This is a genomic window from Streptomyces sp. SS1-1 (assembly GCF_008973465.1).
Taxonomy (GTDB): Bacteria; Actinomycetota; Actinomycetes; order Streptomycetales; family Streptomycetaceae; genus Streptomyces.
In genome coordinates this window covers 2,972,705-2,985,216 of the sequence record NZ_WBXN01000004.1, presented here as the reverse complement: position 1 = coordinate 2,985,216, position 12,512 = coordinate 2,972,705, and the positions used below count along the sequence as shown (strand labels likewise).

Annotated in this window: 11 protein-coding genes and 1 tRNA gene; 8 read left to right on the top strand and 4 right to left on the bottom strand. The window is 70.7% G+C overall.

The annotated features are described in order from the left end of the window. The first annotated feature begins 57 nt into the window (after positions 1-57). The 4 genes from eno (at position 58) to F8R89_RS14705 (ending at position 3,420) form a co-directional block, all read left to right on the top strand. A complete protein-coding gene (gene eno, locus F8R89_RS14720) occupies positions 58-1,338 on the top strand; it encodes a phosphopyruvate hydratase (protein ID WP_151784406.1) in 1,281 nt (426 codons plus the stop codon). 93 nt (positions 1,339-1,431) lie between these two features. Beyond that, on the top strand, positions 1,432-1,920 hold the full coding sequence (locus F8R89_RS14715) for an FtsB family cell division protein (RefSeq protein ID WP_151784405.1): 489 nt from the start codon (positions 1,432-1,434) through the stop codon (positions 1,918-1,920). 10 nt (positions 1,921-1,930) lie between these two features. After that, positions 1,931-2,482: a DUF501 domain-containing protein gene (locus F8R89_RS14710; RefSeq protein WP_151784404.1), complete on the top strand. Its 552-nt coding sequence runs from the start codon at positions 1,931-1,933 to the stop codon at positions 2,480-2,482. Further along, the gene (locus tag F8R89_RS14705) at positions 2,479-3,420 is read left to right on the top strand and encodes a Ppx/GppA phosphatase family protein (RefSeq protein WP_151784403.1); all 942 of its coding nucleotides are present in this window, start codon (positions 2,479-2,481) and stop codon (positions 3,418-3,420) included. The genes F8R89_RS14710 and F8R89_RS14705 overlap by 4 nt, the downstream gene beginning before the upstream one ends. A gap of 54 nt (positions 3,421-3,474) precedes the next feature. Here F8R89_RS14705 and F8R89_RS14700 read toward each other — a convergent pair whose 3' ends face one another. After that, positions 3,475-3,744, bottom strand: a complete 270-nt coding sequence (locus F8R89_RS14700; protein ID WP_151784402.1) for a type II toxin-antitoxin system RelE family toxin — start codon at positions 3,742-3,744, stop codon at positions 3,475-3,477. Next, the gene (locus tag F8R89_RS14695) at positions 3,741-4,013 is read right to left on the bottom strand and encodes a type II toxin-antitoxin system Phd/YefM family antitoxin (RefSeq protein WP_151784401.1); all 273 of its coding nucleotides are present in this window, start codon (positions 4,011-4,013) and stop codon (positions 3,741-3,743) included. The genes F8R89_RS14700 and F8R89_RS14695 overlap by 4 nt, the downstream gene beginning before the upstream one ends. A gap of 157 nt (positions 4,014-4,170) precedes the next feature. Here F8R89_RS14695 and F8R89_RS14690 point away from each other — a divergent pair, with 157 nt between their 5' ends. The 3 genes from F8R89_RS14690 to F8R89_RS14680 all read left to right on the top strand — a co-directional run bounded on the left by F8R89_RS14690 (position 4,171) and on the right by F8R89_RS14680 (position 8,525). Further along, positions 4,171-5,121: a DUF2382 domain-containing protein gene (locus F8R89_RS14690; RefSeq protein ID WP_151784400.1), complete on the top strand. Its 951-nt coding sequence runs from the start codon at positions 4,171-4,173 to the stop codon at positions 5,119-5,121. Positions 5,122-5,644: 523 nt separating this feature from the next. Beyond that, positions 5,645-7,033: an NAD(P)/FAD-dependent oxidoreductase gene (locus tag F8R89_RS14685; protein ID WP_108707264.1), complete on the top strand. Its 1,389-nt coding sequence runs from the start codon at positions 5,645-5,647 to the stop codon at positions 7,031-7,033. Positions 7,034-7,226: 193 nt separating this feature from the next. After that, the gene (locus tag F8R89_RS14680; protein WP_151784399.1) at positions 7,227-8,525 is read left to right on the top strand and encodes a class I SAM-dependent methyltransferase; all 1,299 of its coding nucleotides are present in this window, start codon (positions 7,227-7,229) and stop codon (positions 8,523-8,525) included. Positions 8,526-8,602: 77 nt separating this feature from the next. Here the strand turns inward: F8R89_RS14680 and F8R89_RS14675 are convergent, their stop codons facing one another. Together F8R89_RS14675 and F8R89_RS14670 are read right to left on the bottom strand one after the other, a co-directional pair. Continuing rightward, entirely contained in the window at positions 8,603-11,137 is a 2,535-nt protein-coding gene (locus tag F8R89_RS14675; RefSeq protein WP_151784398.1) for an ABC transporter permease, read from the bottom strand. Then, positions 11,137-11,907: an ABC transporter ATP-binding protein gene (locus F8R89_RS14670; protein ID WP_151784397.1), complete on the bottom strand. Its 771-nt coding sequence runs from the start codon at positions 11,905-11,907 to the stop codon at positions 11,137-11,139. The genes F8R89_RS14675 and F8R89_RS14670 overlap by 1 nt, the downstream gene beginning before the upstream one ends. Before the next feature lie 413 nt (positions 11,908-12,320). On the opposite strand from F8R89_RS14670, the gene F8R89_RS14660 reads away from it, so the two are divergent. After that, a tRNA-Leu gene (locus F8R89_RS14660) sits at positions 12,321-12,404 on the top strand. The last annotated feature ends 108 nt before the right edge of the window (positions 12,405-12,512 follow it).

Below are 12,512 nucleotides of genomic sequence, written 5' to 3'. Positions count from 1 at the left end.
ATCCCGCAGCACCCACCGCGGGCTGCGTACAGGCTTCACATCACGAAGGAGATGCTCGTGCCGTCCATCGACGTCGTCGTAGCCCGGGAAATCCTGGACTCCCGAGGCAATCCCACGGTCGAGGTCGAGGTCGGCCTCGACGACGGCAGCACGGGTCGTGCCGCCGTCCCGTCCGGCGCCTCCACCGGCGCCTTCGAGGCCATCGAGCTGCGCGACGGTGACACCAACCGTTACCTCGGCAAGGGCGTCGAGAAGGCCGTCCTCGCCGTCATCGAGCAGATCGGCCCGGAGCTCGTCGGCTACGACGCCACCGAGCAGCGCCTGATCGACCAGGCGATGTTCGACCTGGACGCCACCGACAACAAGGGCTCCCTCGGCGCCAACGCCATCCTCGGCGTCTCGCTCGCCGTCGCCCACGCCGCCTCCGAGGCCAGCGACCTCCCGCTCTTCCGCTACCTGGGCGGCCCGAACGCGCACCTGCTGCCGGTGCCGATGATGAACATCCTGAACGGCGGCTCGCACGCCGACTCCAACGTGGACATCCAGGAGTTCATGATCGCCCCGATCGGCGCGGAGTCCTTCTCCGAGGCGCTGCGCTGGGGCGCCGAGGTCTACCACACCCTGAAGAAGGTCCTGAAGGGCAAGGGCCTGGCCACCGGTCTCGGCGACGAGGGCGGCTTCGCCCCGAACCTGGGCTCCAACCGCGAGGCCCTCGACCTCATCCTCGAGGCCATCAAGGAAGCCGGCTACACCCCCGGCGAGCAGATCGCCCTCGCCCTCGACGTGGCCGCCTCCGAGTTCTACAAGGACGGCGTATACACCTTCGAGGGCAAGGACCGCTCGGCGGCCGAGATGACCGAGTACTACGCGGAGCTCGTCGACGCGTACCCGCTCGTCTCCATCGAGGACCCGCTGTTCGAGGACGACTGGGAGGGCTGGAAGACCATCACCGACAAGCTCGGTGACAAGGTCCAGCTCGTCGGCGACGACCTGTTCGTCACCAACCCCGAGCGCCTCGCCCGCGGCATCGAGGAGGGCGCCGCCAACGCCCTGCTGGTGAAGGTGAACCAGATCGGCTCGCTCACCGAGACGCTGGACGCCGTCGAGCTCGCCCAGCGCAACGGCTTCAAGTGCATGATGTCCCACCGCTCCGGCGAGACCGAGGACGTCACCATCGCCGACCTGGCCGTCGCCACCAACTGCGGCCAGATCAAGACCGGCGCCCCGGCCCGCTCCGAGCGCGTCGCCAAGTACAACCAGCTGCTGCGCATCGAGGAGATCCTCGACGACGCCGCGGTGTACGCCGGCCGCAGCGCGTTCCCCCGCTTCAAGGGCTGAGGCACGCACCCGTAGGAAGCGTCGTACGTACGTCCCCGTACTCGGTCCCGTACCGTGTGCGGGGACGTACGCGCGTTGAGACGGAGGCGGTACATGGCCGTGAAGGACCGGGACCGGTTCTCCACCGCGACCAGGATCCGGTTGCTCGGGGAGCAGACGGCGGCCCGTGTCTACCGCTCCCAGACCAAGCGGCAGGCCCGGCGCTCCCGGCTCACCGGACGCGCCGCGCTGCTCGCGCTGGTCGTGTGCACACTCGTCGTGGCGATGGCGTACCCGATAAGGCAGTACGTCTCCCAGCGCGCCGAGATCGCCGATCTCCAGCGGGAGAAGGCCGAGACCGCCCGGCGCGTCGAGGAGCTGCGCGACCTCAAGGCCCGCTGGCAGGACGACGCGTACGCCGAGCAGCAGATCCGGCTGCGGCTGCACTACGTGATGCCCGGCGAGACCGGCTACGTCGTCGTCGACCCGGACGCGGCCAAGCAGTCCCGGACCGACCTGGGCGCGGCCCACCGCCCCTGGTACACGAACCTCTGGGAGGGCGTCGACAAGGCCGACGCCGCCCGCAGCGAACAGAGACGATAGAAAGACAGGCATGGAAACGCCCCCGCCGCCCACCCCGCGCACCGAGCCCACCGACGCGGACGTCGAGGCCTTCAAGCAGCAGCTCGGACGCCCCCCGCGCGGCCTGCGCGCGATCGCGCACCGGTGCCCCTGCGGCCAGCCGGACGTGGTCGAGACGGCCCCGCGCCTGCCCGACGGCACCCCCTTCCCGACGCTGTACTACCTGACGTGCCCGAAGGCGTCGTCGGCGATCGGCACGCTGGAGGCCAACGGCGTGATGAAGGAGATGACGGCGCGTCTGGAGAGCGACCCCGAGCTGGCCGCCGCGTACCGTGCCGCGCACGAGGACTACATCCGGCGGCGGGACGAGATCGAGGAGCTGACGGGCTTTCCCAGCGCGGGCGGCATGCCCGACCGCGTGAAGTGCCTGCACGTCCTGGTCGCGCACTCGCTGGCCGCCGGACCCGGCGTCAACCCGCTGGGCGACGAGGCGCTGGCGATGCTGCCGGAGTGGTGGCGCAAGGGCGCCTGCGTGACGCTTACCGCGGATGCCGCGCAGCCCGGGCAGGAGGAGGGCCGGTGACCCGGGTCGCGGCCGTCGACTGCGGCACCAACTCCATCCGGCTGCTGGTGGCCGACGTGCACCCGGACACCGGTGAACTCGTCGAGCTGGACCGGCGGATGACGATCGTGCGGCTCGGCCAGGGCGTCGACCGCACGGGCCGGCTGGCGCCCGAGGCGCTGGAGCGCACCTTCGCCGCCTGCCGTGAGTACGCCGGCGTCATCGCGGAGCACGGCGCCGAGCGCGTGCGGTTCGTCGCCACCTCCGCGTCCCGCGACGCCGAGAACCGCGACGACTTCGTCCGCGGGGTCGTGGACATCCTGGGCGTCGAGCCGGAGGTCGTCAGCGGCGACCAGGAGGCCGAGTTCTCCTTCACCGGCGCGACGCGCGAGCTGACGGGGCGCGCCGACCTGAAGCGGCCGTACCTGGTCGTGGACATCGGCGGCGGCTCGACCGAGTTCGTCGTCGGCGAGGAGCACGTGCGCGCGGCGCGCTCGGTGGACGTCGGCTGCGTCCGGATGACGGAACGTCACCTGGTGAAGGACGGGGTCGTCTCCGACCCGCCCTCCGACGCGCAGATCGCCGCCGTACGGGCCGACATCGAGGCGGCCCTCGACCTCGCCGAGGAGACGGTGCCGCTGCGCGAGGCGCGGACGCTGGTCGGGCTGGCCGGCTCGGTGACCACGGTGTCGGCGATCGCCCAGGACCTGCCGGAGTACGACTCGGCCCGCATCCACCACTCCCGGGTCGGCCGGGACCGGGTCCGGGAGATCACCGAGTGGCTGCTGCGCTCCACGCACGCGGAACGGGCGGCCGTGCCGTCCATGCACCCGGGCCGCGTCGACGTCATCGCGGCGGGCGCCCTGGTCCTGCTCGCGATCATGGAACGCGTCGGCGCCGAGGAGGTCGTGGTCAGCGAGCACGACATCCTGGACGGCATCGCTTGGTCGCTGGTGTGATCCGCCCGCGCTTCGGGGCCACGCGGGTGCGCTGAGGCGGTGACGGGCGGGGCGTCACAGGTTGCGGTGGACGTCCCGCCGGTCGCCCACCTTGACGACGAGGACGACGAGTTCGCCACCATCGATCTGGTAGGCGATCCGGTAGCCACCGACCCTGAGCCGGTAGAGGCCCGCCGGGCCGGTGAGCTTCTTGACGTCGGCGTCCTGGCTGTACGGGTCGTCACCGAGTGCGGTCAACGCGGTCAGGATGCGCATGGCGTCGGGTCGGCTGATCGCCCGAAGCTGACGCTGTGCCGCCGTGGTGAACCGGAAGGCGTACTTCACGCAGCCTCGCCGTCCTGCTCGGTGAACAGGTCCGCCAGCAGTTCCGCCATGGTCACGGTGCTGCCTCCCTCGGCCAGTACAGCCTCGGCCTCGCGGGCGAGCATGACATCGGCCGCTTCTTCCAGCGCTTCGAAGTCCGAGATCGGGACCACGGCCGCCACCGGTACGCCGTTGCGTGTGATGACGGTCGGGACGCCCTCCTCGGCCCGGTTGATGTGATCGGCGAGGTGCGCGCGGGCTTCCCGTACGGTCACGGTGTTCTCAGTCATGCGGACAGTGTACGCGCCAGTGTGTACACGGCGCATTCGTGAGGGGCGTCGGCACTTTCGAAAAGTAGGCGCTTTTCCTTTGTGGTGAGTCGTTTTGCCCTTTTTGTGGGGGTGTACCCGTCAAGGGACGAACCCCACGAGAAGGGTGAGGCAGACCATGATCAGCAGGGAGCAAGTCGGGAACGTCCTGGACCATCCGGTCCTGGGCGAGGGCGGCAAGAAGATCGGCGAGGCCAAGCACGTCTACGTCGACGACGCGACGGGGCGGCCGGAGTGGATGTCGGTCAAGACGGGCATGTTCGGCTCCAGCGAGTCCTTCGTACCCATCCGTGACGCCACGGTGGTGGAGGACCACACCGAGGTCCCGTACTCCAAGGGCAAGGTCAAGGACGCCCCGCGCGTCGACGTGGACAGCGGTGGCCACCTCTCCGTGGACGAGGAGCACCGGCTCTACGAGTACTACGGCATCGACTGGGACGCGTCCTGGTCCCAGGCCAACCAGCCCGGCGAGGGCGGCTGGGCGCACGGCGGCGGAACCGGAGCGGCGGGCGCGGGCGGCACCGCCGGAACCGCGGGGACGGCCAGGACCGGCGGGACCGCGGGTGCTGCCGGCGCCGCCAAGGCCGGCGGGACCACGGGCGCGGCCGGAGCCGCGGGTGCGCCCGGGACCGCCGACGCGGCCATGAGGGCACGCGCCGGCCGGGACGACGACGCGATGACGCGCTCCGAGGAGCGTATGCACGTGGGCGTCGAGCGCCGGGAGTCGGGCCGCGCCCGGCTGCGCAAGTACGTCGTCACCGAGGAGGTCGAGCAGACCGTCCCGGTCCGGCACGAAGAGGTGCGCGTGGAGCGCGAGCCCATCACCGAGGCCAATCGCGGTGCCGCGATGTCCGGTCCGGACATCGGTGAGGCCGAGCACGAGGTCGTCCTGCACGAGGAGCGGCCGGTGGCGTCGACCGAGGCGGTGCCGGTGGAGCGGGTCCGGCTGACCACCGAGGAGCGGACCGAGCAGGAGACCGTCCACGGCACGGTCCGCAAGGAGCGCATCGAGGCCGAGGCCGAGGAGATCGACGACGGCCGGCACGGCAAGGGGCCGGGTCGCCGTTAGGGCTCTCCGCACGGGGTTCCGAGGGCGCCGGCGGCCAGAGGTGCCGGCGCCCGCCGGAGTACCGGGCTCGATGCCCCGTACCGGTGAACGGCGCTGGTCACACGCCTCCGCTGAGCGGCGGACGGCACGGGTGAGCGGGCCTGGAGGGGCCTTGCGGGCCGGTCCGGACACGGCCCCGGAGAAAGTTCGTGAAGTTCTTCACAAGGATTTCCGTCAAGTCCGGGGCCCAAGAGGGGCCGGTTGGCCCTTCCGAGGGGTGAACAGCCCCTTGAACATGTTCAGATGGACGGTGTAAGCAGGTCTCCGGCACATCGTTCCGGACCGCGTCCCGACCCCCTCACAGGGGGTTTGCCGATGCAGAGAGGCAGCTCACGCGGCATTGACAACGGGTCGTAGCGGAATCCGGTTCCCGGTCGTGACCATGACCTGCGTCACGCGGGCCGGGGAGTGTAGCACAGCCCCTGCAAGAGCTTGTGAAGGGGCGCACGAGCGACCCCCCCGAGGCGGGTGGATACTCGATGGCATGAGCACCACGGAGCGTCCCAGGATCCTCGTAGTAGGCGGTGGGTACGTAGGCCTGTACGCAGCTCGGCGCATTCTCAAGAAGATGCGCTACGGCGAGGCGACCGTCACGGTCGTCGACCCCCGGTCGTACATGACCTACCAGCCCTTCCTCCCCGAAACCGCCGCCGGCAGCATCTCCCCGCGCCACGTCGTCGTCCCGCTGCGACGCGTGTTGCCGAAGGCGGAGGTCCTCACCGGCCGGGTCACCACCATCGATCAGGACCGCAAGGTCGCCACGATCGCCCCGCTGGTCGGCGAGGCGTACGAGCTGCCCTTCGACTACCTGGTCATCGCCATGGGCGCGGTCTCCCGCACCTTCCCGATCCCCGGCCTCGCCGAGCAGGGCATCGGCATGAAGGGCATCGAGGAGGCCATCGGCCTGCGCAACCACGTGCTGGAGCAGCTGGACAAGGCCGACTCCACCACCGACGAGGAGATCCGCCGCAAGGCGCTCACCTTCGTCTTCGTCGGCGGCGGCTTCGCCGGTGCCGAGACGATCGGCGAGGTCGAGGACATGGCCCGCGACGCGGCCAAGTACTACTCCAGCGTCAAGCGCGAGGACATGCGGTTCATCCTCGTCGACGCCGCCGACAAGATCCTCCCCGAAGTCGGCCCCAAGCTCGGCCAGTACGGCAAGGAGCACCTGGAGGCCCGCGGGGTCGAGGTCTACCTCTCCACCTCCATGGACTCCTGCGTCGACGGCCACGTCGTGCTGAAGAACGGCCTCGAGGTCGACTCGAACACGATCGTCTGGACGGCCGGCGTCAAGCCCAACCCGGCGCTCTCCCGCTTCGGTCTGCCCCTCGGCCCGCGCGGCCACGTCGACTGCGAGCCGACCCTCCAGGTCGCCGGCACCGACTACATCTGGGCCGCCGGCGACAACGCCCAGGTGCCCGACCTCGTCGGCCGCAAGGCCGGCAACCCCAACGCCTGGTGCCCGCCGAACGCCCAGCACGCGCTGCGCCAGGCCAAGGTCCTCGGCGACAACGTGATCTCCGGCATGCGGGGCTTCCCGCAGAAGGAGTACAGCCACGCCAACAAGGGCGCGGTCGCGGGCCTCGGCCTGCACAAGGGCGTCGCGATGATCGTCATGGGCAAGATGAAGATCAAGCTCAAGGGACGTCTCGCCTGGTACATGCACCGTGGCTACCACGGCATGGCGATGCCGACGTTCAACCGCAAGATCCGCGTCTTCGCCGACTGGACCCTCGGCATGTTCCTCAAGCGCGAGGTCGTGTCGCTCGGCGCCCTGGAGACTCCCCGCGAGGAGTTCTACGAGGCCGCCAAGCCCGCTCCGGTGCCCGCCGCGAGCGCCGCCGACAAGGGCGAGAAGGCCAAGGCCTCCTGACCCTCCCGGTACCCCGCCGGCCCTCCGCGGCCGGCCCGAAGGACCTCCCGCCATCCGTGGTGCGGGAGGTCCTTCGGCGTTGGCGGACTCCGTAACGGTTGTTTGCCCAGCCGTGACGCGCGTGGGGGACTGCGCACGCCCCCCTCAGGTGTTTACGTGGTGTTGGACATTCCGGGATTCGGAGGTGTGCGCCATGGCTGACGCCGCGCAGCGGCTGCAGGTCCTTCTGGAACAACTGCTGGGAACGCCCCTCCCGGTGCGCATCCGCGCCTGGGACGGCTCGCAGTCGGGGCCGCCGGGTGCCCCGGCGCTCGTCGTCCGCAACCGCCGCGCCGTGCGCCGCCTGCTGTACAGGCCCGGCGAACTCGGCCTGGCCCGCGCCTGGGTGGCCGGGGACCTGGACATCGAGGGCGACCTCTACACCGCGCTCGACCTGCTCGCCGGACTGGTGTGGGAGCGCGGCGACGACGCCCGCGGCACGCTGGAGATCCTGCGGGACCCCGAGGCGCGCGCCGCCGTCCGGGGACTGGTCCGGCTCGGCGGGCTCCCACTGCCGCCCGCGCCCCCGCCGGAGGAGGTGCGCCGGCCCCGGCACCGGCACACCCGGCGCACCGACAAGCGGGCCATCAGCCACCACTACGACGTGGGCAACGACTTCTACGAACTCGTCCTCGGCCCGTCCATGGTGTACTCCTGCGCCTACTGGGAGGCCCCGCCCCCCGAGGGCACCCTGGAGGACGCCCAGCGCGACAAGCTCGACCTGGTCTGCCGCAAGCTCGGTCTGAAGGCGGGCATGCGGCTGCTCGACGTCGGCTGCGGCTGGGGCTCCATGGCCGTGCACGCGGCCCGCGAGTACGGCGTGGACGTCGTCGGCGTCACCCTCTCCCAGGAGCAGGCGGCGTACGCCCGCAAGCGCGTCGCCGAGGAGGGCCTGACGGACAAGGTGGAGATCCGCGTCCAGGACTACCGGGACGTCGCCGACGGCCCCTACGACGCGATCTCCTCCATCGGCATGGCCGAGCACGTCGGCGCCGAGCGCTACCTGGAGTACGCGGACGTGCTGCACCGGCTGCTCAAGCCCGGCGGACGGCTGCTCAACCACCAGATCGGGCGCCGCCCGCAGCGCGACGAATCCTCGTACCAGGTCGACGAGTTCATCGACGCGTACGTCTTCCCCGACGGGGAGCTCCAGCCGATCGGCGTGACCGTCGCACAGCTGGAACGCGCCGGGTTCGAGGTGCGGGACGTGGAGGCGCTGCGCGAGCACTACGCCCTGACGCTGCGCCGCTGGGTCACCAACCTGGAGGACCACTGGGACCGGGCGGTCCGGCTCACCGGTCCGGGGCGCGCCCGCGTCTGGCGGCTCTACATGGCCGCCTCCGCGCTGGCGTTCGAGCGCAACCGCATCGGGGTCAACCAGGTGCTGGCCGTGCGCACGCCCGACTCCGGCGCCTCCGGGATGCCGCTGCGCGCCCGTGTCTGGGGCGGCTGAACCGGGCCGGGGAAGACGAAGGGCCGGGCACCCGTGACGGGGGCCCGGCCCTCTTCCGTACCGCTCGTGCCGTACGGCTACTCGGCCTTGATCGCGTTCAGCATGTTCAGCCGTGCCGCGTTGCGGGCCGGCCACAGCGCGGCCAGGACGCCGACCAGCCCGGCCAGGACCAGGAAGATCCCGATCCGGTCCCAGGGCAGCACCAGGGCGTAGCCCGGCACCTGGTCCGCGAAGGTCTCGCCGATCGCCCAGCCGAGGAACGAGCCGAGAGCGACGCCGACCACCGCGCCGAACACCGAGATGACGACGGCCTCCAGACGCACCATCCGCTTCACCCGGCGCCGGTCGAGACCGATCGCGCGGAGCATGCCGATCTCCTGCTGCCGCTCGAACACCGACATCGCCAGGGTGTTGACGACGCCCAGCACCGCGATGATCAGCGCCATCGCCAGGAGGCCGTACATGACGTTCAGCAGGGTGTTGATGGCGCCGCCGAACTCGTTGCGGATGTCCTGCCGGTCCATGATCGTGATCGCCGGGTTGTCGCCCAGCGCGTCGACGAGGACCTGCTCGTTGGCTCCGCTCTGGCCGCCGTCCATCTTCACGAAGATCTGCCGGATGTACGGGCGGGTCTCGTGCGGGCCGACGACGTCGGTGGAGACGACGACGGGGGAGAGGAACTCGCTGTCCTTGAAGACCGCGCCGACCTTCAGCGTCTGCTTCTTCTCGTCGCCGAAGGTGACGGGGACGCTGTCGCCGGTCTTCCAGCCCTTGCCGCGGGCCGTCTTCTCGGCGACGGCGAGCTGCCCGTCGGCGAGCGTGCCGAGGTCGCCGCTCACCAGGTCCATCCGCAGGACCCGCTCGATGTCGCCCGGGGTGACCGCGGAGGCGGAGACGTAGTCGTCGTCACCGGCCTGGAAGTAGACGCTCTGCTGCGGGGAGACCGCGGAGACTCCGTCGGCCTTCTCCAGCGCGGTCAGCGCCGACCGGTCGAGGTCGCCGCCGTTCGCCATCGAGACCATGTAGTCGGCCTTGATGTTGTCCGTGGTCATCTTGTCGATGGCGGTGCCGACCGTGATGCCCAGCACCGACAGACCGGTGACCAGCGTCAGCCCGATCGCCAGCGCGGAGGCGGTGGCGCCGGTGCGGCGCGGGTTGCGGACCGCGTTCTGCCCGGCGAGCTTGCCGGCCACGCCGAACGGGCCGACGAGCAGCGGCCGGACCAGCGCGATCACGGGCCGGGAGAGCAGCGGGATCAGCACGATCACACCGATCAGCGCGAGGAACGCGCCCGCCCCGATGAGCATCCGGCCGTCCTCGCCGCCGGAGGAGGCGCCCGCCACGATGCCGCCGGCGCCGAGGGCGGTGATGGCCGCGCCGAGCGAGTTGCGCAGCACCAGCGACTTGGTGGTGGCCGCCGCGTGGACGCTGTTCATGGCCGCCACCGGCGGGATCTTCGCGGCCCGGCGGCCGGGCAGCCAGGCGGCGAGCATCGTGATCAGCACGCCCACGGCGATCGCGGCGATCACCGGTGTGGCGCCGATGACCAGCGGACCGTCCGGGATCTTCATCTCGAACGCGGCCATGCCGGAGCGCAGTCCGGCCGCGAGACCGACGCCGAGGACGAAGCCGACGACCGAGGCGACCAGGCCCACCAGCGCGGCCTCGGCGAGCACCGAGCGGGTGATCTGCCGGCGGGACGCGCCGACGGCCCGCATCAGGGCGATCTCCTTGGTGCGCTGGGCGACCAGCATCGTGAAGGTGTTGGAGATCAGGAAGACCCCGACGAACAGGGCGATGCCGGCGAAGCCCAGCAGCACCTGCTTGAGGCTGCTCATGCCGCGCTCGATGTCGTCGGCCTGCTCGTCCGCGAGCGCCTGGCCGGTACGGGCCTCGGCGTGCTCGGGCAGCAGCGGCTTCACGGCGTCGAGGATCTTCGCGTCGGACGCGCCGGGGGCGGCGGTGACGGTGGCGCTCTCGAAGTAGCCGGGCTTGAGGTACTGCTTCTGGGCGACGGCGGTGTCGAACAGGACGAGGCTGCCGCCGGCGTTCACGGCGCCGTCCTCGGTGGTGAACACCCCGCTGAGGGTGTACTCCTTCACCGGGCCGTTCGTCGCGACGCGCACCCGGTCGCCGACCTCGTACTCGCCCTTGGAGGCGGAATCCCGGTCGAGGGCGATCTGGTCGTCCTTCACCGGGCCGGAGCCCTCGGTGAAGGTGTAGGCGGAGTCCTCGCCGTCCTTGCCGGGGGCGAAGTTGGAGCCCTTGTTGGACCAGCCGACGCCGATCAGCTTCCCGTCGGGGTCGGCGACCCCGGCGAAGCCCTCGACGCGGCCGCGGGCGGAGGCGACGCCGTCCACGGCGGCGATCTTCTCGATCGTCCTCGCCGAGAGGCCGGGCTCCTCGTCGGGGTCGTCCGGGGAGGCGTAGGAGGTGACGGCGACGGCGACGTCGTCGTAGCTCTTCGCCGACTGGTTGCGGAAGGCGTTGGAGAGCGTGTCGGCGAAGACCAGGGTGCCGGAGACGAACGCGACGCCGAGCATGACGGCGAGCACGGTCATCAGCAGACGGGCCTTGTGCGCCAGTACGTTGCGCAGGGCGGTGCGGAACATCAGGAGGTGCGGCCCTTCGCGTCGAACTGCTTCATGAAGTCCAGGACGTTGTCCGCGGTGGGCTTGTACATCTCGTCGACGATCCGGCCGTCGGCGAGGAAGACCACGCGGTCCGCGTAGGACGCGGCGACCGGGTCGTGCGTCACCATGACCACCGTCTGGCCCATCTCCCGCACGGAGTTGCGCAGGAAGCTCAGCACCTCGGCGCCGGAGCGCGAGTCGAGGTTGCCGGTCGGCTCGTCACCGAAGATGATCTCGGGCCGGGAGGCGAGGGCGCGGGCCACCGCGACGCGCTGCTGCTGGCCGCCGGAGAGCTGGGCGGGGCGGTGCCGGAGCCGGTCGGAGAGGCCGACCATGCCGATCACCCGGTCCAGCCACTCCTTGTCGGGCTTGCGGCCCGCGATGTCCATGGGCAGCGTGATGTTCTCCAGCGCCGTGAGCGTCGGCAGCAGGTTGAACGCCTGGAAGATGAAGCCGATCTTGTCCCGGCGCAGCTGGGTGAGCTGCTTGTCCTTCAGCGAGCCCAGCTCGGTGTCGCCGATGCGCACCGACCCGGAGGAGAAGGTGTCCAGGCCCGCCACGCAGTGCATCAGCGTCGACTTGCCTGAACCGGACGGGCCCATGATCGCGGTGAACTCGGCCTGCCGGAACTCGACGGAGACCCGGTCGAGGGCGACCACCTGGGTCTCGCCCTGTCCGTAGATCTTCGACAGATCCGTGGCACGTGCGGCCACGGCGGTGGCGCGGCCGGCGATGGATGCGGTGGTCACGAGAGGGACGCTCCTGGGGGGTGACGGTGTGTTCGAAGGACACGTCCATCGTCCCGGCCGGATCGGGGCGTGTAGTCCATCGCTGTTCCGGTTCCGGAGACAGACTGCGGACGGACCACGGGCGCCGGCGTCATACCTGAGGATGACGGGCGCCCGGGGGAGCGGTCGTGCGGGAACGAGTGGGGCGTCCGTACGAGAACAGGTGGGGCGTCCTCGTTCGGACGGTGAAATTCCGTCATTCCGCACACGGTGCCGGCGGCCGTGCGCAACGCTCGTGGCAAGTGCGGATGGCCCGTTCCGTGGGCTGATGCTCCCTCAGACGCCAATAAAATAAGACAACATCGGCCCGCCCGGCCCCTGTTCGACAGGCGGCTCCCGATAGGCTCAGGACTTCGATGCGGAGCCCATGGCCTGCCCAGATGGTGGAATGCAGACACGGCGAGCTTAAACCTCGCTGCCCCTTCGCGGGCGTGCCGGTTCAAGTCCGGCTCTGGGCACTTTCCGATCTTCTTCGCCGCTCTTCCTCGCTGCCGCTCTTCCCCGGGTTCCCGGTCCGTCCCGTCTCGTGACCGCCCCGGACGGCCGTACGGCGACCGGGTGATCTC

Excerpts from the sequence above, each read along its gene's own strand:
- F8R89_RS14715 (WP_151784405.1), top strand. The coding sequence starts at position 1,432 with ATGGCCGTGAAGGACCGGGACCGGTTCTCCACCGCGACCAGGATCCGG.
- F8R89_RS14710 (WP_151784404.1), top strand. The coding sequence starts at position 1,931 with ATGGAAACGCCCCCGCCGCCCACCCCGCGCACCGAGCCCACCGACGCG.
- F8R89_RS14695 (WP_151784401.1), bottom strand. The coding sequence starts at position 4,013 with ATGACTGAGAACACCGTGACCGTACGGGAAGCCCGCGCGCACCTCGCC.
- F8R89_RS14690 (WP_151784400.1), top strand. The coding sequence starts at position 4,171 with ATGATCAGCAGGGAGCAAGTCGGGAACGTCCTGGACCATCCGGTCCTG.
- F8R89_RS14685 (WP_108707264.1), top strand. The coding sequence starts at position 5,645 with ATGAGCACCACGGAGCGTCCCAGGATCCTCGTAGTAGGCGGTGGGTAC.
- F8R89_RS14680 (WP_151784399.1), top strand. The coding sequence starts at position 7,227 with ATGGCTGACGCCGCGCAGCGGCTGCAGGTCCTTCTGGAACAACTGCTG.
- F8R89_RS14675 (WP_151784398.1), bottom strand. The coding sequence starts at position 11,137 with ATGTTCCGCACCGCCCTGCGCAACGTACTGGCGCACAAGGCCCGTCTG.